Source organism: Prochlorococcus sp. G5PB11 (assembly GCF_059772425.1).
The window spans coordinates 585,372-603,818 of sequence record NZ_CM186287.1; the positions used below are offsets into that span (position 1 = coordinate 585,372).

28 protein-coding genes and 1 tRNA gene are annotated in these 18,447 nt (G+C 35.5%); 14 read left to right on the forward strand and 15 right to left on the reverse strand.

Annotated elements, in window-relative coordinates; all coding sequences use genetic code 11:
• Nucleotides 1–2 precede the first annotated feature (2 nt).
• The 5 genes from AC6EI0_RS03795 (at nucleotide 3) to AC6EI0_RS03815 (ending at nucleotide 3,035) form a co-directional block, all read left to right on the forward strand.
• A complete protein-coding gene (locus AC6EI0_RS03795; RefSeq protein WP_498523129.1) occupies nucleotides 3–143 on the forward strand; it encodes a hypothetical protein in 141 nt (46 codons plus the stop codon).
• A gap of 314 nt (nucleotides 144–457) precedes the next feature.
• Nucleotides 458–1,075 carry a hypothetical protein gene (locus AC6EI0_RS03800; RefSeq protein ID WP_498523130.1) on the forward strand — a complete coding sequence of 206 codons (618 nt, stop codon included), beginning with the start codon at nucleotides 458–460 and terminating at the stop codon, nucleotides 1,073–1,075.
• Nucleotides 1,076–1,386: 311 nt separating this feature from the next.
• Complete coding sequence (locus tag AC6EI0_RS03805) at nucleotides 1,387–2,589, forward strand: nucleotide-binding protein (RefSeq protein WP_498523131.1); 1,203 nt, start codon at nucleotides 1,387–1,389, stop codon at nucleotides 2,587–2,589.
• Nucleotides 2,590–2,652: 63 nt separating this feature from the next.
• Nucleotides 2,653–2,847 carry a DUF2905 domain-containing protein gene (locus AC6EI0_RS03810; protein ID WP_498523132.1) on the forward strand — a complete coding sequence of 65 codons (195 nt, stop codon included), beginning with the start codon at nucleotides 2,653–2,655 and terminating at the stop codon, nucleotides 2,845–2,847.
• On the forward strand, nucleotides 2,847–3,035 hold the full coding sequence (locus tag AC6EI0_RS03815; protein ID WP_498523133.1) for a hypothetical protein: 189 nt from the start codon (nucleotides 2,847–2,849) through the stop codon (nucleotides 3,033–3,035). The genes AC6EI0_RS03810 and AC6EI0_RS03815 overlap by 1 nt, the downstream gene beginning before the upstream one ends.
• A gap of 61 nt (nucleotides 3,036–3,096) precedes the next feature.
• Here AC6EI0_RS03815 and AC6EI0_RS03820 read toward each other — a convergent pair whose 3' ends face one another.
• Both AC6EI0_RS03820 and AC6EI0_RS03825 read right to left on the reverse strand, forming a co-directional pair.
• Complete coding sequence (locus tag AC6EI0_RS03820) at nucleotides 3,097–3,249, reverse strand: hypothetical protein (protein ID WP_498523134.1); 153 nt, start codon at nucleotides 3,247–3,249, stop codon at nucleotides 3,097–3,099.
• Entirely contained in the window at nucleotides 3,246–3,428 is a 183-nt protein-coding gene (locus tag AC6EI0_RS03825; RefSeq protein WP_498523135.1) for a hypothetical protein, read from the reverse strand. The genes AC6EI0_RS03820 and AC6EI0_RS03825 overlap by 4 nt, the downstream gene beginning before the upstream one ends.
• Nucleotides 3,429–3,590: 162 nt before the next feature.
• On the opposite strand from AC6EI0_RS03825, the gene AC6EI0_RS03830 reads away from it, so the two are divergent.
• The gene (locus AC6EI0_RS03830) at nucleotides 3,591–3,896 is read left to right on the forward strand and encodes a DUF3303 domain-containing protein (RefSeq protein ID WP_038655309.1); all 306 of its coding nucleotides are present in this window, start codon (nucleotides 3,591–3,593) and stop codon (nucleotides 3,894–3,896) included.
• 73 nt (nucleotides 3,897–3,969) lie between these two features.
• On the opposite strand, the gene AC6EI0_RS03835 is transcribed toward AC6EI0_RS03830, so the two are convergent.
• Nucleotides 3,970–4,107 carry a hypothetical protein gene (locus AC6EI0_RS03835; protein ID WP_498523136.1) on the reverse strand — a complete coding sequence of 46 codons (138 nt, stop codon included), beginning with the start codon at nucleotides 4,105–4,107 and terminating at the stop codon, nucleotides 3,970–3,972.
• Nucleotides 4,108–4,579: 472 nt separating this feature from the next.
• Here AC6EI0_RS03835 and AC6EI0_RS03840 point away from each other — a divergent pair, with 472 nt between their 5' ends.
• Nucleotides 4,580–5,899, forward strand: coding sequence for a site-specific integrase (locus AC6EI0_RS03840; protein ID WP_498523137.1), 1,320 nt, complete (start codon nucleotides 4,580–4,582; stop codon nucleotides 5,897–5,899).
• 47 nt (nucleotides 5,900–5,946) lie between these two features.
• On the opposite strand, the gene AC6EI0_RS03845 is transcribed toward AC6EI0_RS03840, so the two are convergent.
• Nucleotides 5,947–6,870 (reverse strand): DUF481 domain-containing protein, encoded by a 924-nt coding sequence (locus AC6EI0_RS03845; protein ID WP_498523138.1) that lies wholly within the window; start codon nucleotides 6,868–6,870, stop codon nucleotides 5,947–5,949.
• A 151-nt stretch (nucleotides 6,871–7,021) separates the two neighbouring features.
• Here AC6EI0_RS03845 and AC6EI0_RS03850 point away from each other — a divergent pair, with 151 nt between their 5' ends.
• Together AC6EI0_RS03850 and AC6EI0_RS03855 are read left to right on the forward strand one after the other, a co-directional pair.
• Nucleotides 7,022–7,219 carry a hypothetical protein gene (locus tag AC6EI0_RS03850; RefSeq protein ID WP_498523139.1) on the forward strand — a complete coding sequence of 66 codons (198 nt, stop codon included), beginning with the start codon at nucleotides 7,022–7,024 and terminating at the stop codon, nucleotides 7,217–7,219.
• Complete coding sequence (locus AC6EI0_RS03855; protein ID WP_498523140.1) at nucleotides 7,204–7,533, forward strand: hypothetical protein; 330 nt, start codon at nucleotides 7,204–7,206, stop codon at nucleotides 7,531–7,533. The genes AC6EI0_RS03850 and AC6EI0_RS03855 overlap by 16 nt, the downstream gene beginning before the upstream one ends.
• Nucleotides 7,534–7,721: 188 nt before the next feature.
• Here the strand turns inward: AC6EI0_RS03855 and AC6EI0_RS03860 are convergent, their stop codons facing one another.
• Nucleotides 7,722–8,024: a hypothetical protein gene (locus AC6EI0_RS03860; protein ID WP_498523141.1), complete on the reverse strand. Its 303-nt coding sequence runs from the start codon at nucleotides 8,022–8,024 to the stop codon at nucleotides 7,722–7,724.
• A 296-nt stretch (nucleotides 8,025–8,320) separates the two neighbouring features.
• On the opposite strand from AC6EI0_RS03860, the gene AC6EI0_RS03865 reads away from it, so the two are divergent.
• Nucleotides 8,321–8,524 carry a hypothetical protein gene (locus AC6EI0_RS03865; RefSeq protein WP_498523142.1) on the forward strand — a complete coding sequence of 68 codons (204 nt, stop codon included), beginning with the start codon at nucleotides 8,321–8,323 and terminating at the stop codon, nucleotides 8,522–8,524.
• A gap of 209 nt (nucleotides 8,525–8,733) precedes the next feature.
• Here the strand turns inward: AC6EI0_RS03865 and AC6EI0_RS03870 are convergent, their stop codons facing one another.
• Complete coding sequence (locus AC6EI0_RS03870; protein ID WP_498523143.1) at nucleotides 8,734–9,831, reverse strand: phage major capsid protein; 1,098 nt, start codon at nucleotides 9,829–9,831, stop codon at nucleotides 8,734–8,736.
• 7 nt (nucleotides 9,832–9,838) lie between these two features.
• On the opposite strand from AC6EI0_RS03870, the gene AC6EI0_RS03875 reads away from it, so the two are divergent.
• Both AC6EI0_RS03875 and AC6EI0_RS03880 read left to right on the forward strand, forming a co-directional pair.
• Entirely contained in the window at nucleotides 9,839–10,084 is a 246-nt protein-coding gene (locus tag AC6EI0_RS03875) for a hypothetical protein (protein ID WP_498523144.1), read from the forward strand.
• Between the two features lie 70 nt (nucleotides 10,085–10,154).
• A complete protein-coding gene (locus AC6EI0_RS03880) occupies nucleotides 10,155–10,283 on the forward strand; it encodes a hypothetical protein (RefSeq protein WP_498523145.1) in 129 nt (42 codons plus the stop codon).
• Between the two features lie 135 nt (nucleotides 10,284–10,418).
• On the opposite strand, the gene AC6EI0_RS03885 is transcribed toward AC6EI0_RS03880, so the two are convergent.
• The 4 genes from AC6EI0_RS03885 to AC6EI0_RS03900 all read right to left on the reverse strand — a co-directional run bounded on the left by AC6EI0_RS03885 (nucleotide 10,419) and on the right by AC6EI0_RS03900 (nucleotide 12,862).
• Nucleotides 10,419–10,994 carry a hypothetical protein gene (locus AC6EI0_RS03885; protein WP_498523146.1) on the reverse strand — a complete coding sequence of 192 codons (576 nt, stop codon included), beginning with the start codon at nucleotides 10,992–10,994 and terminating at the stop codon, nucleotides 10,419–10,421.
• Nucleotides 10,995–11,840: 846 nt separating this feature from the next.
• Complete coding sequence (locus tag AC6EI0_RS03890) at nucleotides 11,841–12,038, reverse strand: hypothetical protein (RefSeq protein ID WP_498507697.1); 198 nt, start codon at nucleotides 12,036–12,038, stop codon at nucleotides 11,841–11,843.
• Nucleotides 12,039–12,263: 225 nt separating this feature from the next.
• A complete protein-coding gene (locus AC6EI0_RS03895; RefSeq protein WP_498507696.1) occupies nucleotides 12,264–12,566 on the reverse strand; it encodes a hypothetical protein in 303 nt (100 codons plus the stop codon).
• Between the two features lie 125 nt (nucleotides 12,567–12,691).
• Complete coding sequence (locus AC6EI0_RS03900; RefSeq protein ID WP_498523147.1) at nucleotides 12,692–12,862, reverse strand: hypothetical protein; 171 nt, start codon at nucleotides 12,860–12,862, stop codon at nucleotides 12,692–12,694.
• Between the two features lie 287 nt (nucleotides 12,863–13,149).
• On the opposite strand from AC6EI0_RS03900, the gene AC6EI0_RS03905 reads away from it, so the two are divergent.
• Both AC6EI0_RS03905 and AC6EI0_RS03910 read left to right on the forward strand, forming a co-directional pair.
• A complete protein-coding gene (locus AC6EI0_RS03905; protein ID WP_498463078.1) occupies nucleotides 13,150–13,311 on the forward strand; it encodes a hypothetical protein in 162 nt (53 codons plus the stop codon).
• Between the two features lie 1,562 nt (nucleotides 13,312–14,873).
• The gene (locus tag AC6EI0_RS03910; RefSeq protein WP_413391086.1) at nucleotides 14,874–15,113 is read left to right on the forward strand and encodes a hypothetical protein; all 240 of its coding nucleotides are present in this window, start codon (nucleotides 14,874–14,876) and stop codon (nucleotides 15,111–15,113) included.
• Nucleotides 15,114–15,270: 157 nt separating this feature from the next.
• Here AC6EI0_RS03910 and AC6EI0_RS03915 read toward each other — a convergent pair whose 3' ends face one another.
• The 5 genes from AC6EI0_RS03915 to AC6EI0_RS03935 form a co-directional block, all read right to left on the reverse strand.
• Nucleotides 15,271–15,573: a hypothetical protein gene (locus AC6EI0_RS03915; RefSeq protein ID WP_498523148.1), complete on the reverse strand. Its 303-nt coding sequence runs from the start codon at nucleotides 15,571–15,573 to the stop codon at nucleotides 15,271–15,273.
• 324 nt (nucleotides 15,574–15,897) lie between these two features.
• Nucleotides 15,898–17,238, reverse strand: a complete 1,341-nt coding sequence (locus AC6EI0_RS03920) for an AAA family ATPase (RefSeq protein WP_498523149.1) — start codon at nucleotides 17,236–17,238, stop codon at nucleotides 15,898–15,900.
• The gene (locus AC6EI0_RS03925; protein WP_498523150.1) at nucleotides 17,225–17,545 is read right to left on the reverse strand and encodes a hypothetical protein; all 321 of its coding nucleotides are present in this window, start codon (nucleotides 17,543–17,545) and stop codon (nucleotides 17,225–17,227) included. Before AC6EI0_RS03925 ends, AC6EI0_RS03920 begins: the two co-directional genes overlap by 14 nt.
• Nucleotides 17,546–17,563: 18 nt before the next feature.
• Nucleotides 17,564–18,004: a hypothetical protein gene (locus AC6EI0_RS03930; RefSeq protein WP_498523151.1), complete on the reverse strand. Its 441-nt coding sequence runs from the start codon at nucleotides 18,002–18,004 to the stop codon at nucleotides 17,564–17,566.
• A 308-nt stretch (nucleotides 18,005–18,312) separates the two neighbouring features.
• A tRNA-Pro gene (locus AC6EI0_RS03935) sits at nucleotides 18,313–18,386 on the reverse strand.
• Nucleotides 18,387–18,447: the final 61 nt, after the last annotated feature.

Consider the following 18,447-nt stretch of genomic DNA (forward strand, 5'->3'; position numbering starts at 1 on the left):
AAATGATTCTTTTAGCTAAAGCTCAGATCATTGGTGGAATCGTTCCCAATCTGATTGCTTTTGGGTTGTTCCTTAGAGAAATTGGATACTTTGCTTCAACTGGAAAAATGGCTGAGATGTTCGGCTGGAAAAACAAGAAATAAAGCTATCACTAGAAAGTAAAGACTCAGGAGATCCCGCTGAGATCCCAGTCTCATTTATCCATAAAAAAAAGACAGGCTGGGAAACCTGTCTCTGACTGATCGGGGCGACAGGATTCGAACCTGCGACCTAATGCTCCCAAAGCACCTGCAAGAATAATATTTTATTAAATATTACATTTTAAAAAATTAATTTATTGAATGAATCTTATATTGATAGTTATTGGATTAAAAATTTAGCTAATTTGAGTTTTAAGAAAATTATTACAAATTTACTTGTTAAAAATAAGTTTTATAAAAAACCTTTATCAATAAGAATGCTTACTTTAATTTTCTCAAGTTCAATATTAGTAACGTTTTCTGATTGGCTAATAAATGATCTGGATAGAGGTTCTAATGAGTTTTTTCAACAACATTTACTATTCTGGTGTGGAATTCTTTCTATTTATTGGGTATTAAGGAACAAATCTTTTCTTGCGATATCAATTCCTGGCATATATTTTTTCTTATCGCTGGATGATTATTATTATTATCACGATAGATTTGCAAATAATTTATTCCCTGATCTATACGAAAGGTTTTTTTCTTTTCCAATCCAATCAATTGCTCCTATTGAGCGTATTGGCGAATTAATTTACTGGTTGTTTATTTTTTTGTTTTTTATTTTTATATCTTTTCCAGGAATAAAATCAGGTATTAAGCCTATCAAGAACTTTATAATGATGAATTTTGCAATTTTATTTGCTTTATCTTTCTTTGAAATTTTTATTGATTATATATATATCTATATAAATTTTAATTCACCATTTTGGACTTGGTTTTTCAGTGGAACGCTAATATTTATTGAAGAAATTGGATCAACTATTACTCTAGCTTTCGCATGTATCAAATTATTTGATATGAATATCAAAAATCCTATAAAATTATTAAGTTAAAACCATTTAAAAGTTTAAATAAATTGATATCTCCTATTTAATTCAATTTCAAAGGAAGACCTAATCAAATACAAAGAAGATTTTAGAAAACTCGCTGATTGTGTAGATAGCCAAAGTCCTAACCATTAAAGAATAAACCAACTGACCAAATTATGAATATTTGAATTGTTTTAGTTTGATCTTGGATAAATGAACTTGGGATAGTTCAGCGAAGACAGATTTATTGAAAAAAGTTTTATGTGATATTTGTTTTAACTAGATCAGCTAGAAAGGTATAGAGATCTATATTCCTCATACAGAAAGAGTCCTAAATGAATCCAGACTTACGAATAAATGATCCTGATGACTTCGAGAAAGTCGTAGCGAGACAATGTATGACTCTGGGCTACGAAGTCGTGATGCCAACAAAAAATAATCCCGGATACGACATTGAATTAATTAAAGGGAAAGAGAGAATCGCAGTACAAGTTAAATGTCATAAAGCAAAGCAGAACACAGGTCAATACAAAAAGTTCGTTGCTTTTTTAGAACTTCCAATAGCTTCAAATTTCACTAGTGGATGGTTTATCTCGCAAAGTGGATATAGCAAAAATGTTTTAGCTCTTGCTGAAGCAGATCGAGAGCCAAATCTAAAGCTAGGAACTTCCTCACAAAGAGGAATCAAATGGAATTATGACCCTGATTTAGCCCCAGGAGAAAGCCCTGAGGAAGAGAAAGAAGAGGATATAGATGAAAAGAATTTAAAAGATGAAGCAGTCAAATATTTTGGAATTTTCACTTGTAAAGGAGGTGTTGGGAAAACGACTGTTGCAGCTCATCTAGCTGGTGCATTCGCAATAATGGGTTATGACGTAATCCTGCTAGATCTTGATCCTGACAGGAATTTGAGGAAATTGTTTCTTCAAGATCAGGACTCTGATGAAGATGCTTCTTTGTATATTCCCCCCAATAAAAAAGGTTTTTCAGGTGCAACAATCACTGTCTTAAATGCCGACGAATGGGATGAAAGGTCATATTCCGAAAAAGTCGTTATTTGTGATTGCTCGCCTGTCCTTTCCGAAAATCCTAAGTATCTAATAAGAAAATTTGATTATTGCGTAATACCCACAACCCTTAACCCTCTGGGTATCGCAAAGAATGGCGATGTGATCACAAGAACTTTTAAACATATTAGAAAAATGAATAACAAGGCTGAAATGTTTTGTTTGATCAACTCTTATAGCGGAGCTCAATCATATGAAGAAAGAAATAAACATCTATTAGCCTTGGTTGAAAAGCCAATCAAGGAATATCAAAAGAACGATCCAAAATGTCAACTTATACATCCTGATTACGTGAAGATTCGAGAAAGTAGAGCTCTTCGATATTGGGGGTATCACCTTGTCGATGGATCTCCACCTCAATTAGCTTTCAAATCTGTTGCGAATAGAAGTGCTCCACGAACTGACTTCATGCAATTGGCAGAATATTTAGAGGATCACACCTCAATCACTTCAACAAGAGACCTTGATTAAAAGCTAATAAGAAAAGAATTTCTTTTACCAGTCGCCACAACCTAGGGACTATTAATGCAAAAAATGCTCATTACAATAGGACTTCTGATCGCATCAATAGGTGTTCTATATCCTTACTTAAAACGAATAGGATTAGGACGATTGCCTGGGGACATCATTATTCGAAGTGAAAACTCATCTTTTTATTTTCCAGTAGTAAGCTGTATTGCCATAAGCCTGCTTCTTTCAGTCATTTTTAATTTATTTCGATCCTCCTAATGAGTTTCGCTGATAACTGGGCAAGAGTTTTTGTTGTGATTACTTTCCTGACTTTTGGAGAAGCTCAGATTATTGGTGGAATCGTTCCCAATCTGATTGCTTTTACTTTGTTCCTTGGAGCAATTGGATACTTTGCTTCAACTGGAAAAATGGCTGAGATGTTTGGCATTAGAAAACAGCCCAAATAAGATTAGTCCTCCACCGTTTGACCGCCGATTGCTATCGAAAACACAGGAATGATTGACTTAGTCAATCATTATTATCAAATTCTTCTTCATTCTGGATTTTAATTTCAACTCTCATATTCATTCCTAAAAAAACAATAATTACTCCTATTACCGGAAGCCAAAGGCCAAATTGTTTTGATTCAGCTGCTGCTTGATTAAAAATATCAGGAGTCATTGTTGATTAACGCTCCATTTATCTTGATAAGGAAGTTGGTAATCCTCTTTATTCATAGGAATCCAACTCCAATCAACGCAAATAGTTATTTGATAACCAATTACATATAAAGCAAGCATTGCATTGAATAAATTTATGTGTTGAACGGGAGCATCCATAATTATCACAAAAAATTTCACTAGATAGTCTCACAGAAGATAAGAATATAGTTGACGGAAAATACTACACAAATTCATCCGTCGGAAGGCTACCTCAAAAGTTACTTGATGTTAACTGGAAGACTTTTTGCATCTTTCATATCGATTTTCGTTAAAAATCAAATTCAAATATATTGTTCTTCAATGGCTCTTTTTAAACTTGACTGGGCATTTCCTACTCAGGAATCATCATTTGCAGGAGGAGAAAAATTTCTTGAATATCTTGAAGCTGGTGGTCCAGCTGACGAAACTGAAGGTTTTAAAATTCTTTGGCGTGTAACCAACCCACTTAATGGAACAGGTAGCTTCGTAGCTGAAGCAACTGATATCAGCAAGATGTGGGAACACGCTGCTCCTTGGATAAAAGGTTTTGGATGTATGTGCGAAGTAGAGGCTGTATTCTCAGATGAGCAATTTGTTACTACTGCGAAAAAAATCTACGCATCCTAAGTAATTGACTTATCTATATTTGCAATCATTTTTGGATGAATACTCAGGACTGACTTAGCTCAGTCCTTTTTTATTAGTTAGCCATCATATAAAAAAGAAATCCTGCAAGAATGGTGAGCTTTGCACCAATTCCGTATGCAATTATTTTTCCAAATCTTGAGCCTCTGGAATAATCAGACCAATGATTACGAGCCTTATTACTTGAAGTCATTTCTAATTAGAGAAAAGGTTTAGCGAGAAAAGGAAGTTGCTATGCAGTACACCTTCCTTAACTCTCATTGGATCAATGCTCACTGATAACCAATGTTCTAGGAACATAACTAGAAATTCATTATTCCTCTAGGCCGGTTGAGGTAGGGCTAACCAGCACAGAGAGGTCAAAACCATTGCAACTCAAGACAAGTAACTACTCGGGAGATCCCGCTGAGATCCCAGTCTCATTTATCAATAAAAAAAGACAGGCTGGGAAACCTGTCTCTGACTGATCGGGGTGACAGGATTCGAGCCTGCGACCTAGTGCTCCCAAAGCAAGGGTACTGTCCTAGCGAGAACGGTAATATTTAAGCTATAACTTCAATCACAGTCTGCCTACTAATGCTTGAGACTGTAAACTAATGACCACTAAAGGTTGATTTTACCCCCAAGTGGGGGTAGAAATAGGGAACCAGAAACCTAGTGCTCTCTTGCCTCGGAAATCAGATCAACCAAGCTGGGTAAAAGAATTTCGAAAAGCAGTTAAAGCTTCCACCCCAAAAGGGTGGTTAGTCATGCAAGGGAAAAAAGAATCTACAAGGGTTCAAATTCGTAAAGACGCTAAAAAAATTGCAGATATAACAATTCCATACGCTTGGAAGGAATCGGATTGGCCTGATTCATTGATGAGGATAAAAGCAGCGGCAAAAGCCTATGAGGAGTCAGGGCAAAAATTAGATCTAAAAACTTGCTTCAATATTGCTCATACAGTTTCAAGCGAAACCGAAGTTGATTGGGCTGGAGCTTTAGTTGCTTATCGAAAATCAAAAGGCAAAAAAGTAAAAGATTCAAATTGGGAAAATAAATATATGCCTGTCCTTGTTGATTTCAAACATGAAATTATTGATGGTCGAAGAAAATATAAAAAAGATTCCCAGGGTAAAAAAATCCCTTGCTCTCCTAGCAATATTGAGCGACTAGCCAAAAGGTATTCCAACGGTAAAGCTCTTTGCAAAGCAGCATTAAAAAGATGGGAACAAGGAACAACGCAACATAGGCACATGCGGCTTGCCCTTTATGGGTTCCTCAGATATTGCGTAGAAGAACAAAACTTTGAATCAATTTGGATGCCTCCAGCGGTTACTTCTAAAGATGCTGTAGAGGAAGTAAAACGAATTGGATACCCATTAACTGATGCTCAAATAATTCGATTATTAGATTCATTCCCCATTGATGATGTTGGTAATAAATGGAGGTTTGCTTTTCAATGTATGGCTGTTTATGGCTTACGTCCTGAAGATCTTAGACACATCCACACCCGTAATGGAGGCCAAGAAATTTGGTCAAATTATGAAAAATCTAAGGGTGGTAAAAAAGGCAATAAAACAGAACCAAGGCGTTTATATCCCCTGCTGGTACATGACATTGATGGACCTATTTCCTGGCATCTAAAAGAACAGCTACATATTTGTGAACAGGAGGGCAGATCTCTTATTCCACCTCTAGGCAAGGAAGGCGAGGCGGCTGCATCTTGCAAAACCTACTTAAGCCGGAGAAAAGTTTGGGATGCAATTAAAAAAGAAATTGCAAAGGAAAAGCAAGAACTAACCCCCTACTCCTTCCGGCATAGATATGCCTATTACGGTCACAATCGACCTAAAGCGGATGGAAGTTATAGAGCACCAAAACAAGTTGCTGATGCAATGGGCCACACGTTAGATACTCACCTATTGAGCTATTCCAGATTTCAAACGAAAGATCTTGCTAGTGCTTTTGACGAAACCTCGCTTCTAGTAAAAGCAGCTGCTTAGTAACTTTGCTTACATCAAGAAGATTAGTTGTACTAGATCAGGAATATTTAAAAGCTTGTTCCTACTTTTAATTTGTATGCATTTTCTGGTTCTGGATCAGACAAATCATGATAGATATTCTCATAACCCAAAGCTGTAAATAGGTTTGAATTTACATCCGGATAAAACTTTAATTCTAATTCCAATCGATTGCTAGATATAGCTCGATCTCCTTCGCCGTTTGCATTTGTATAGGTATTATATAAATCAAATTCGAGATGTTTACTTATTAACCATCCAAATGTTGCCTCTAGATTAGTTGCATAGATCAAGTCCCCACAACTTGTAGTAATTGAACAGTCTTCTCCTCCTTCTGTCCAAATCAATGCGGGACCTAATGAAATTTGAAAATCTGAACTTTCATTTTTAAAAAGATAATAACCTAGTCCAACAGATCCTTCTATATCATGCTTGCCGGCGTGACTTTGAGAATCAAAATAATAATCAGATGATGTATATACTGAAAATTTATCAGTTAAAAGATAGTCATTTCGTGCCTTTATTTCGGCGTCATAACTACTAAGTTCTTCACCAGTTTCTTTATCTTCCTCACTTCCGTAATTAAATTCGACCTCAAAATTTGATAAATTCTTTTCTCCTTCATATTTACCCTTTGATTCAATTGAAAAGCCGGAATTTTTATAATACTGATTATAATTACCATCTAATCCAATGAGTACTTTACCTGACAATAATTTCTGATCTGTCGGCAATTCATCTTCATAAATACTATCAACATCAATCTCTAATCTTCCTAATATTGGATGTAATATAATTTTTTTACTATTAGTACTCTCTTCCTCTATTAATTCACCACTAATTGTATCTCCATTTTTAAGCTCAAAAAAAACTTCTTCTGCTTTTATTGAAGGCGCTGTGGTTAAAACTATTGAATTAAAAATTAAAAGGAATTGTAAAAGCTTTTTTTTCACTTAATTGTTAACTAAGAGTCCTCATTGAATTAATAAAAGCACTTCTTCTGGAAAGAGCAACATATCAATGTAAAGGATGTCCAGCTGTTTTTGAAATTTTGGCTAAAGTCGAGAATGATTCAGATTGTTGTAACTTCAACTTAAATATCTTATGCGCCGTTTAGCCGTTCTAGCTCTTAGTTTGGTATTGTTTTCACCTACTACTGTTAATGCAGGCAATAATCTCAAGAGAGGAGAGAAATGTACACAGAATAGTGAATGTAAGTCGGGTTATTGTAGAAGGGAGAGGGGACAAAGTTGTGGCGCTAGCAGGAGAAAATATGAAGAAAGAAGATGTCTTTGTCACTAATAAGTTTTCGACTTAATTATCTTATGCGCCGTTTAGCTTTCATTGCTGCTGCTTCTCTTGCTTTTATAGCAATTACCGAGCCAATATCTGCTCGTCGTCACCGCAACGATCACACTTTAAGAGTCGATAATGAAGAGTATCTAAAATGTATGGAAAATTGTTATCAGAAGGCGCCTAAAGAGACAACCAAAAACATTAAAATATGCTCAGATGGAAGAGTTTGTAACAACGACTATCAAAGATGCAAGAGAAGTTGCTGTCGCAAACATATAGGCTTTTGTCCAAAAGAAAAATTGCCGAAGAGTATTCCATAGTAGTCCCAAAGGACATGAAGGCGCAGTAGTCATGTCTTGGGTCCTAATCACATAAAACTCATGTGGGTCATCCTACGGCTCTCGATTTCTCTAGGGTCAGAACTTCAAATTTTGAGAATCTCTTGTAGACAAGATTAAGCAAGAATAAGAGTGTTTAAGCGGCTTTTAGAGAGAGTTAAGGTTAACTTCTATTGACTTTCTTCGGTTAATCTTTGTTGCTTTTTTTCGTAGTATCTATCTCTCACTTTTTGCAAACTTTCCTCCTCTTTAGGGTCAAACATGAACATTTCATGCCCACCTCTAAAGTTAACTAACGCTCTAACACGCTTCGCCAAAGCTGGAGATTTACCTCTAGTACCCATCCTGAGTAATACCTGCCCTTCATACATCTCTATATAGTCGTCAAGCAATCCAGCCTTAAGCAATCTGTATAAAGTTGCTGGACTTTGATAATTCAAATAGAACGCTGCTTCGGGTACATCGCAATACATTGGTTCTCAAGGCAATTGGTGGAATTTGTTTGTATGACTTGGATATTGGTGGTAAAATGTTCCGCTCTTGGTGACTTATTCTCAAGTTGCTGGGGTTGACCCTAGTTAAAATTTGAGGATCGAATACCCCCTTGGCGAAAAAAGACAAATTGGGACCCGCTGCTAAGTTTGAGATAAGAAGATTCATCCAATGAATAAAAAAAAATCTTTTAAAGCTATTTACTAAAGCTGCAATTTTTGGGTCAGCATTAGTTGTCTTAAGTACTCCAAAGACTTTTGCTCAACCAAGTGATCAAATGGCAAATGTATTAAGAAGGCTTGGATGGATGCAGGCTTCATGCACTTTTTATAAATTGGGATACATGTCCAAAGCAAACGCTCAAATGGCTTTGACAGTAGCCCTTGAGAACATTGAGAAAGAAGCGACAAAAGAGGCGGCTGATCTAGTCAAGAAACAAACATTGGCACAATATCCTGCTTGTTCAAAAATCATGCCTTGATAAGGACTTAGATCAATAAAAACAAAAACCGACGCTCCGGAACACTAGATCAGGGCCATCTTTTCCTAATGGTGCAATGAAAGTAGGCAAGTACTGGAGGTTCACTCACCCACTTCCACAATTACGGCCAACTCCGCACCACCAGCCCTGCAACGTGCCACAGAGGGAGGATACAAACCTTGAAAAGCTCCTCCAGTTGACCGCTTTTATTAGGACGCTGCTATGGCATCCTTCATTGCTGCAAATGACTCAGCATGAGCAACAGCTATATCTATTGATTGAATAGCTCTAACTCCAGTTGTTCCCTTTGCGAAATCGGTGTAAGGATCAACAAGAATTTCTAGTGAACCCCACATGCCAACATAAAGATCACGGAAGTTTCCATAAAGGATTGCACTCAAGTTTGACCCTGAACCTTTACTTAAATTTGATGGAATAGCATTAGTTACTTCAAAGCGGCGTGATGCTATTTGCTGCTTTCCAATTTCCCCTGCATAGGGTGATAAGTGATAAGCGGAATTTCCGTCTTTTAGTTTTGAGAGAACTGCTTCTACTTTTGAATTAGTGACATAAGCCGCATTAGCAGAATCAGCGTTATCTATTGAGACAGCCTTCTTGAGATCAATAACGTGGTCAAGAGTAGGAGCGAGCCCATTACTGCCACCTGCCACTGATCCAATCCCTGAAGTCTGGAGGATTCCAGTTGGTTGAGAAGACGAACCGCTTCCATTTAATGCTGCCTCATCAATAGCGTTTGCAAGGATCGCAACAAAGCCATTTCTAATGACCTGTTCGATTTCTGGCGTGGACTGTAACCTCATCAAGTGTGAGAACTTTGTATAAGCCCCAACAGTCTTAGGTGACATTGTTACCTGTCCAATCGTGCCAGTGGTTTCGGTGATTGCATCGCTGTTATCAGCTCCAAACCATGTAACGGAATTGTCACCAGTACGTTTTGGAATAGCGACATCTCCAACTAATCCAGGAAGCATTCTTGCTCCAAGTTCACCAACAACAGTTCTATTCCTGAGAGCTTCAATAAAGTTGTCAGCTAGTAAATCAGTTGCAACTAAATTGCCACCAGCAGAAGCAGTCCCAGCAACATAAGCACGTTTAGACCAACCGTTAGAAGGGACGTAGAACCCTTGAGTTCTCTTGCCACTGCGATTCTCCAACTCTTGATTAATTTCTAGCTCGCGACCTGAAAGACCTCTGCCAGATGCGATACCTTTTGCAGCATCAACAATAGAAAAGTTGCGACATGATGGATTTATAAACAGGGATAAAAAGGTTCTTCTAACTTTCATTGCTGCGATGCTGGGCGCAATAGCTTTTGCTGCAGCTCAAAATCTTTTCTATGAGATCTGGAATTATCAATTCAATCTTGGCTTCTTAAGTTCGCAGCGTGTTTTCTACCCTAAATCAATTTTTGATTACAGAAATCCTCTAGCCTTTTTGGGAACAATCGAATTTGTTTGCGAAATTCTCGGTCTTTTATTTGCTGGAGTCTTTACCAGTTGGCCTATTTATTTAGGCATTAGAAAATTTATCTGGAAGTAATAAAAAAAATAAACTACGCAAGCGTAACGAGTTGGAACAGCTAAAACAAATATGCTTCGACTTTTTAATAATGATCTTTGCGCAAGAAGGACTTGGTGTTGAAATCTTTTCTCCATTAGGGATTTTGATTCTTGTTATCGGAGCTGCTTTTACTGTTGGACTTCCTGTTGCAATGATTAAGTACGGAAAGAAGGATTAGATAACTACTGAATTTCCCCTTTGTTAGGACTTAAACCATAGACCACTGCCTGACAGGATGAATATTTATTTAATACGCTATCGCATAGCTATCACTTCATACGCACTTAGTTCGAAAGAGTAAAAGTTGAGAGGATTAAAAATCGAAAGATTTATTTTTGATCGGTTTAATAATTGTATATTCTTTCTCTCTAGAGCGTTTAAGTTGTGAAAAAGAAGGACTTATATATTTAATTTTTTGTAGCTTATTTTTAGAGGTGATAGATATGTTTTGTGGATTAAATGTTAATGACTCAGATTTGGTTGATTTAACTTTGATTGGATTGTTGAAATTACTTGTTTTAATAATATTAGGCAAGTTCTTATTAGCAGCTTGCAAAGCTAGAAAACCTGACCCTCCTAAGGCTATAAAAGCTAGACTTCCGAGTCCTACTATTTTGGGAGATGAAAAGCTACTTAGTTTATTTATTATTGTCTTTTCCGGGGTTAATGTTTCTTGAACACATTCTTCAAAGTCCAATTGATTTTCAATTTTATTTTTAGAAAGAACAAAAATCTTTCTTTCTTGTAATTCTCTAAAAATATATTGACTGCAAGAAATTATTAAACCAAGTCCAATCAAAATAGGTAGAAGAAAGATTGAATCTGAAGTTATTGGAATTTTAATCGTATTGAAGTTGCCAAATAAAAGTTCAGTAATTACAAATGTCATATTTAATGTATAGCTCAATACATTAAACCTCTTTATATTAGTAATGCTATAGAGGGCTTACTTGTTTGTATAATTTGAATTTATATTAATACCGATTATACAACCTAGATGAAGAATAAACTCATAGTAGTCAATTCCAAAAACAGAGTAGGGGTAATACTAGGTTAAAAGTACTAGACAGGCCTAGTTATAAACACTTAATAGCTTTTACATCAAGTTAAAGCCGTAGCTCCATTTCTCTAGTTGCAAGTTTTCTTTCGTTATTCATAATTCGAACGCCTACCCATACGAGTCCTAATCCAATAGCAGCTGGTAAGCCGATAGTTGTAATTCTTGTAAGGTTGTTCGTTGATTTTTATCGTATTAGATAAGAAGCAAGTATGTCTCTAGAGGATTTTCCTAACGGAAGGTTATACCTGTGATATTAATGAATTAGCAGCCATTATATAAATAAATTATTTGTGTATAGAGTCTTTATAAGTTTGTAAATCATATATTTCCTCTAATTGATTTTTAAGCGTATCTAAATGAATTTTATAGACAAATTTTGGCCGTCTTCTTGCGATATAGGTTGACGTATAAGTAAAAAATATCACAAATAAAAGTATAGTTGAAAGGCAATAAAACATTGCGAAAGACATAGCCCCTGAGCTTGGTTTAATATTTTCTTTACAATCTAATATAGTTGAGCGTTGCGAATAAAAATATTCAGAATATCTATTTGTAAAAAGGGAGCACTTACACAAATAAATTGGCTACAAAAATATAGGTATAGATAATACAAAAATCAATCAAATATTTTCTTGGATATATTCATACAATTTAAATTTTCAATCAAATCCATACTTAGTTAATTCCTAGCTTGCCAATATACTTAAAAATTATTGCATCTTGACCTATCCCTTTGTCGCCAAGCCCCTCAATCCACTCTTTGTATTCCTCAAAAAGACATTGCCTATAAGGCTCATTTAATTCTTCAATTCGTTTTAATGCATGTTCGAACATGATTTCTATTGATTTATGAGCATTATCTTTAGAAAGCATAATTCCTATTTCGTTTTTAATAAACAGCTATACAAAAAATACATTCAAGAAAAAATATGAAAAGTCCATATTTACACTCAAAATGTAAGTGCTTATTTTCTCTTTATATTTTCCTTTTAAATTTATAATTTCTTTGATATTCAGAGGGCAATGGCTTTATCTATAAGCTTATAAAAGGCTAATAAAATAATTAGATTAATATAACTGTTTTCTAATTCTCGCCCGTCAGGTCTTGGAGGTAAAAAGTTGATATTCACAAAGTGCATCAAATAATTTATGTGCTCTTTGCTTACCAGTCTTGACTGGTCTAATTCGATCAAGTATGGAAGCATTGCAAATAATCCAAAAGCTTCCTGGCTCAAGATTACAAGCCTCACATATATCTATGTTAGCAATGGAAGGATAAATTATCTCACTAATAGAACTCATTGTTCTTATGTGTTCTCTCTCAAGGAAATCCACTTCATCTTCTGAAAGTTTGCCCGTTACGCAATAATTTTCGATTAAAGTTTTAAAATAATATGCCATAGGTAATGTATAAAGTTGTGCAGAGTTGAGAAATCATTAATCTTGGAATATCAAAAAAGTCGTATTTCATAGTTGCTTTGCAAATCTTTTTGGAGTTTCAATTTGCTCATGATGGTGATAATTTTCTAAGATTGCAAAGCTAAAATATTAATCCCACCATCAAAGTCATCATCATCATTGTCATTTTTGAAATTATTTATTAGTTCAAAAAATAAAAATGGAAGTAAAGGAGTAAAACACAATAAAAGTATTTGAAGAACTGAAAAGCTTTCTGGAATTGCTTGAAATAGATCCATCTGTGAAATCTCGTAAAAAGTTGAGCAAACTTAAATTAATTAAATAAAAAAAAATAGATCGGCTTACTCGTAAGTATTTATATTTAGTAGTTCGGTTCTTTAAGAATTGCTAATATGAAATTTGTTTAAATCGATTTCTAAAGGATTTATCTATAAAAAAAGAGTCATCAATCTATTATTTGCTACATTCTTAAAATCATTTAAATACAGATAAATTACATATATCTTATTTCTAGTACTAAAAAGCTTTTGCTATATTAGCTTCTTTCTAATTATTTTATTAACTTATGATTATTGCTTCATTAATTGGTACGCCTGCTCCAACAGCAGTCTTAGCAGGTGCTCTTTCGATAGCACTTTTTGCGATTGTAGGATTAATAGTTGGTCCTAATTTTGATGGTGTAAATGCTCCAGCTATTGGGAGTAGCCCGACCAAGAAAGATGATTGATCAAAGAATATTAATAAACTAAATTTCAAATGATTACATAAAAAGCATTTAAAATTTATTGATTATGTATATTTTGATGTTTTCCTTGTAACTTAAAATTCACGCTTAAACTGATTGCATCTATAGTTGATTTGATAAAGCATTTTAAGTTCTCTCTAACCCATGGAGAGGACTTTTTTTTGAACATAAATAACTTTACTTTTTTATTTTTTTCTAATTAGCATTTGAAAGTTAGAATTAGATTATAAGTCACATTGAAACATGTATTTTAAATCTGTCTGATCAACTTTTAATTACTTCGTATGTTTTTAAAATGATTATTTTAGAAGAAGTTAGATTATTTTGTAATGGGTTTTACTGGCAACGAACTAATAAAGGCTGCTGATTTTTTGAATTTTCAATCAAGTTCAGGTTTATTCATCCTGTTTTTATTTTTAAGTGCATTCTTGGCTTTCTTTATCTTAACTTTTACTTATTTATTTATAAACAATCCTTTAACATCAAAAATCATTGCAGAGATTAGATACAGATTGGTTCGATGAAATGAAATCAGCCTCCGATGAACTTAAAAAACTTTGATTAATGGCAGAAAAATCATTAATAAAAACTGATGCACTAGATAAAGGGCTTGCTCAAGTTGAGGCGAAACTTGCACGAACTGAAGCCCGAAAAGTTTCAGATAAAAACAAAAGTGCTTAATTAATAATCAACGTACTCTATCGAAAAGCTCTCCTCAGCCTTGCGTTGAACTAGATCATATAGAAAGACGTAGTAATAGAAAAACGCTTCAAGTTGGTTAATATGTGACCAAAAAAAGAATCATATTTTATTTTTTTGATTTTATAAGTTGGATACTTTGTTTTTATAGCGTCTTAAATTTTTATCATTAATGGATTTGCATAGCTTATATCTATTGATTTTGGTTCCAATAGCTGTTGTTAAATTTATTTTGTTTTTTAATAAGGTCATATGGTTATCACAAGATCAACTCACAAGGGAAAGAAAAAAGCTTGAAAAGATTTTCATATCAAAAAGTGCTATGAGCACCTCATAAAACTTGTGAACTTTTCCGCTCAGATATTCATTTATTTAGATGCTTTAGCTTTTTTACTGCTGTTGGCAATGTTTTTTCTTTTGTTTAAAAGTACTAAGTGGTTTCAAAGTTCTCGATCTTTATCAAAAAAAAAAGATGACTAAGTCTGCGATAAATACGCCAAGTTCTACATGAAACGCTTACTACAGTCATGGGAATAGCAATCACTTATGCCATAGCAAATCTTGCAGTGCTTGGATTGTTCTTTTATGTCACCTATCGAATGACTAAGAAGTAGCTAATAGTTGATTGCCGTTGATTGATATGTATCGGTTATTGCGTCCATTGCCCGTTGATTGAAATATTGAGCGTTCATTGCGTCCATTGCGTTGATATAGTTTTTAGAAATGCTTTAATTCAGAGTAAGAACAAATAATTAAATGACTACTGCATTTTATATAATTGCGATGGCTTGTTTTATGTATTTGTCTGCTTGTTTATGGAGAGATTTAAAAAGAAAAAAAACAGAATGAAACGCTTCTTCCTACTCGCCCTAACCGCTGGGCTTCTCTCCCCTATCGCTGCTAAAGCAGAAAGTTATAAATTACTTGTCAAAGTGAGTGAACGTGGCGCAGTCTCTACTTCTGTCCTGACAATGGCTAGTAAACAAGCATGTCAAGAAGCAAAGGAAAAAGTAGTGGATATTGATAATTGGGATGGAAGTTTTTCTGCAGATAGTCTGGCTGCAATTTGCATTAAGAGTGAATAAAGCATCCATAGGTTCTTGTATGGGCTTCACCATGGGTCGTCTAAAACGGCTTTTGTTTCTCAGCGTCAAACCTTCAAATTTTGAGAATAATCTACTGTTGGCAACAAGCAAAAATAGCAGTGTTTAAGGGCTTTTAAGACGGTTTAAGGATTAACAATTATTGTTTAGCTTCGGTTAATTTCTCTTGCTTTTTCTGCTCGTATCTATCCCTTACTCTTTGCAATGATTCCTCCTCTTTAGGGTCAAACATAAACATTTCATGCCCGCCTCTAAAGTTTAAAAGTGATCTAACCTTTTTTGCCAGCGTGGGAGATTTACCCTTAGAACCCATCCTTAATAAGATTTGCCCCTCATAGTTGGAGGTATATTCTTTTAATAAGCCTGCATTGATTAGACGATATAAGCTCGCTGGACTTTGATAGCCCAAATACCAAGCGGCTTCGGTGACATCACATAACATGGTTCTCAAGGCAAAAGGTAGAAATTGTTTGTATGACTTGGATATTGATGGTAGAATGTTTCGCTTTTTGTGAATTATTCTCAAGTTGCTGGGGTTGACCCTAGATAAAATTCGAGGATCGAATCCCCCCTTAACGAAAGTGCCAGAAAGGACCGACAATTATTAATCATTCAAAAACTACCATATTGGTTCTACGTTATATTTAAGACGATTTTTGTTAATTGGATCTATTAAATCATCAAGTATCCTTTGTGTCTCATGTATCTTTTAAAGACGTGGTAGACATTAAAGACCCCTCCAAAGTAAGGACACTCTAATTTACATCTAATGGGTTTCTCCATTGCCAGTGTCATCAATTGCACTATGTCCTTTGAGTCCTTGCTGTCCTTTGATGTTGTACTGAATTTGCCCTTTACCCTTACCAGCACCTGCAATTTGAATAATTAAACCTTTTTTTCTTAGTTGAGTTAGCGTTCTGCCTGCCTGCCTATGAGATATTTCAAGTTTAGTTTCGATGTCTTTAGGGCTTGTATTGACATTCATTGCCGAACGTCTACGAACTTCCTCAAGAGTTTCATCTTGGGTGTCATTTAATTCTTGCTCTACATCAATCAAGCGTTGCTTTGCCATAACTTCTGTCGCATCACCTTCTAAAGACCACCTTTCCTCTTCCTGCAAAATTATTATTGAAAAATCTTCGCCTCTCCCCTCAGTCTCTATCACAACCCTTTTATCATTTAAATCTTCTTCACGCCTTAGCCATCTCATATTGATAATTTGACTAACCGCCCCAGGGAAGGCGGTTGAACCTCTACATGCAGCCACAGCACCTTGACCTTTTCTACTATGTCCAGAGTGATGAATCATCACAGTAGTTGTTTTATATGGTGCAACTGCTTCAAGCAAATCCCCTATGGGACCGGCAAAGTTCGCATCACCTTCTGACAATCCAAAAGGTTGAACCAACTTTGCATAACAATCACAAAGCAAAAAACATCCTTCATATTTTGCGGCCTCATCAGCTATTCGACTTAAACCTGCATCATCTAAATGGAGTGGATTATTTGTAGTAAATAGTCCTTTAATTGGTCCATCTTTTATAAAGTGCCACTTCTTATCCTCACCTAAGTAAGCCAATCCAAATCGGCCTAACAATGGCATCCATCTGGCTGTAGGCATATCAGTGCCAACAATTAAAACAGGCGGGCATTTTCCATGAAATTTCTGTCCTAAGTACTCATCACAACCAAAATGCCATTTAGCAATTAGATCAATCAATAAAGTAGTCTTCCCAACTTTTGGAAGTGCAACCAATACATTTGAATCTGCCTGCATTATTAGGTTTTTACATGCCCACACTTCTTCTGGGGCATCAATAGCCATATCAGGGGTCAGCATTTCAACTGACCCAGCCTTGCGCTTTCGGCCCTCCCAAATCTTTTTCCTGATTTCATCATCCCTAATTCTTAAACCTGATTTTTTTATATGGTCACGCAGGTGAATCATTCGATCCTGAGGTTTAATTATGCTGTTCTCTAGGAACAAGCGATCAATTTCCTCATCAAAATCAAGTAATAATTCCGCAGTAGTTTTCTTGCGGTTTTTCGTTGCCTCGACCTTTGCTTGGCAAGAGCTCCAACTAGGTTCAGTATTATTTACTTTCATTTTGCACTGGCGTCCATTTTTTTGAGGAAGTAGCTAATTCATTTAAATGGCTCTGGTTATAAACCTCTTTATCTTTGATCTTTTCTGAAGCTGCTTTTGCTTGCTTTGCAGTTTGATCAAGTAGAGCCTGGCGGCAAAGTTCAACACAATAAATGTGCTTACCACCTTTAGAGATATTGCCGAGAGCATAAAAATGTTCTCCAGCTTTTAAAACCTCAAGGCGTTTGGCTGAATAAATAACTTTTTCTGAGCAAAGCAAATGCTTACAAAGCTCGGTTATTTCAACCCAAGTTAAATTTGGATTCATTGAAACTAATTAGAGAATTTATTTCTGCTGACTTCTTGCCGCCTTAATTTCCTTCAAATCTGCCAAAACATTTTGAGTTCTTACTACCCATTCGTGATCTGTTGCTAAGCCATCATCGAAATGCTCATTTAAAAGCTTTTCATTTTGAGCTATTTGCATATCCAACTTTGAATTAAACCCAGAGCCACGCATCAAAAGCTGGTCAAAATTGGCCGATTTCTTTTGCTTACGTGTATAAGCTTTCCTCCACCTTTTTAGTTGAGAAGGGGTTGGTTCAAAATCACTTGGTATAGGTTTAAGAGATATTCGAGATTTTCCTTGAGATGAAGTTTCTAACCAAGCATGTTCACGTACCCAATCGTTTTTAACTTTTAGGCACATAGATCTGGCTTGCTCATATTCTTTCTGCTCTAGGAGAACACCACGAAAAACACCCTTTTTATTCTGACTAGAAGTCATAAGGCGAAATCAACAGCAATTCTCCCCATTGGTTCTGAATGTCACATGTCTCGATTCTGGGGAAGAACCTTCGAAGTTGACCGCTTCAACAACGAATGATCAGAGACAAGAGATCTACGCAAAACCTTCTTATACACCATATATAGCATGACTTTCTTTTATTAACTACTAGATACCACTAGGACTGAATAAAGTTGCGTGTAAAAAATCCTAAAAACCCTTACTATATGGTTGTATTTACACTCATTTCTACACTCAATTAATTTGAGACATAAAAAAGACAGGCTGGTAAACCTGTCTAAAACTGATCGGGGCGACAGGATTCGAACCTGCGACCTAGTGCTCCCAAAGCACCCGCGCTACCAAGCTGCGCCACGCCCCGTAACTAACTAATCTTAATGCTTCAAAGGCAATTAATTACGTGGAATCAAAAAATATATTGA

What these genes read in the sequence shown, in the direction of transcription:
- AC6EI0_RS03920 (WP_498523149.1), bottom strand. Translation starts at nt 17,238, where the DNA reads ATGAAAGTAAATAATACTGAACCTAGTTGGAGCTCTTGCCAAGCAAAG.
- AC6EI0_RS03865 (WP_498523142.1), top strand. Translation starts at nt 8,321, where the DNA reads ATGGCAAATGTATTAAGAAGGCTTGGATGGATGCAGGCTTCATGCACT.
- AC6EI0_RS03875 (WP_498523144.1), top strand. Translation starts at nt 9,839, where the DNA reads ATGCTGGGCGCAATAGCTTTTGCTGCAGCTCAAAATCTTTTCTATGAG.
- AC6EI0_RS03855 (WP_498523140.1), top strand. Translation starts at nt 7,204, where the DNA reads ATGTCTTTGTCACTAATAAGTTTTCGACTTAATTATCTTATGCGCCGT.
- AC6EI0_RS03815 (WP_498523133.1), top strand. Translation starts at nt 2,847, where the DNA reads ATGAGTTTCGCTGATAACTGGGCAAGAGTTTTTGTTGTGATTACTTTC.
- AC6EI0_RS03795 (WP_498523129.1), top strand. Translation starts at nt 3, where the DNA reads ATGATTCTTTTAGCTAAAGCTCAGATCATTGGTGGAATCGTTCCCAAT.
- AC6EI0_RS03905 (WP_498463078.1), top strand. Translation starts at nt 13,150, where the DNA reads ATGATTATTGCTTCATTAATTGGTACGCCTGCTCCAACAGCAGTCTTA.
- AC6EI0_RS03880 (WP_498523145.1), top strand. Translation starts at nt 10,155, where the DNA reads ATGATCTTTGCGCAAGAAGGACTTGGTGTTGAAATCTTTTCTCCATTA.
- AC6EI0_RS03860 (WP_498523141.1), bottom strand. Translation starts at nt 8,024, where the DNA reads ATGTATTGCGATGTACCCGAAGCAGCGTTCTATTTGAATTATCAAAGT.
- AC6EI0_RS03830 (WP_038655309.1), top strand. Translation starts at nt 3,591, where the DNA reads ATGGCTCTTTTTAAACTTGACTGGGCATTTCCTACTCAGGAATCATCA.
- AC6EI0_RS03890 (WP_498507697.1), bottom strand. Translation starts at nt 12,038, where the DNA reads ATGCTTTCTAAAGATAATGCTCATAAATCAATAGAAATCATGTTCGAA.
- AC6EI0_RS03870 (WP_498523143.1), bottom strand. Translation starts at nt 9,831, where the DNA reads ATGAAAGTTAGAAGAACCTTTTTATCCCTGTTTATAAATCCATCATGT.
- AC6EI0_RS03930 (WP_498523151.1), bottom strand. Translation starts at nt 18,004, where the DNA reads ATGACTTCTAGTCAGAATAAAAAGGGTGTTTTTCGTGGTGTTCTCCTA.
- AC6EI0_RS03800 (WP_498523130.1), top strand. Translation starts at nt 458, where the DNA reads ATGCTTACTTTAATTTTCTCAAGTTCAATATTAGTAACGTTTTCTGAT.
- AC6EI0_RS03820 (WP_498523134.1), bottom strand. Translation starts at nt 3,249, where the DNA reads ATGACTCCTGATATTTTTAATCAAGCAGCAGCTGAATCAAAACAATTT.
- AC6EI0_RS03810 (WP_498523132.1), top strand. Translation starts at nt 2,653, where the DNA reads ATGCTCATTACAATAGGACTTCTGATCGCATCAATAGGTGTTCTATAT.
- AC6EI0_RS03900 (WP_498523147.1), bottom strand. Translation starts at nt 12,862, where the DNA reads ATGGATCTATTTCAAGCAATTCCAGAAAGCTTTTCAGTTCTTCAAATA.
- AC6EI0_RS03895 (WP_498507696.1), bottom strand. Translation starts at nt 12,566, where the DNA reads ATGGCATATTATTTTAAAACTTTAATCGAAAATTATTGCGTAACGGGC.
- AC6EI0_RS03885 (WP_498523146.1), bottom strand. Translation starts at nt 10,994, where the DNA reads ATGACATTTGTAATTACTGAACTTTTATTTGGCAACTTCAATACGATT.
- AC6EI0_RS03805 (WP_498523131.1), top strand. Translation starts at nt 1,387, where the DNA reads ATGAATCCAGACTTACGAATAAATGATCCTGATGACTTCGAGAAAGTC.
- AC6EI0_RS03910 (WP_413391086.1), top strand. Translation starts at nt 14,874, where the DNA reads ATGAAACGCTTCTTCCTACTCGCCCTAACCGCTGGGCTTCTCTCCCCT.
- AC6EI0_RS03850 (WP_498523139.1), top strand. Translation starts at nt 7,022, where the DNA reads ATGCGCCGTTTAGCCGTTCTAGCTCTTAGTTTGGTATTGTTTTCACCT.
- AC6EI0_RS03915 (WP_498523148.1), bottom strand. Translation starts at nt 15,573, where the DNA reads ATGTTATGTGATGTCACCGAAGCCGCTTGGTATTTGGGCTATCAAAGT.
- AC6EI0_RS03925 (WP_498523150.1), bottom strand. Translation starts at nt 17,545, where the DNA reads ATGAATCCAAATTTAACTTGGGTTGAAATAACCGAGCTTTGTAAGCAT.
- AC6EI0_RS03835 (WP_498523136.1), bottom strand. Translation starts at nt 4,107, where the DNA reads ATGACTTCAAGTAATAAGGCTCGTAATCATTGGTCTGATTATTCCAGA.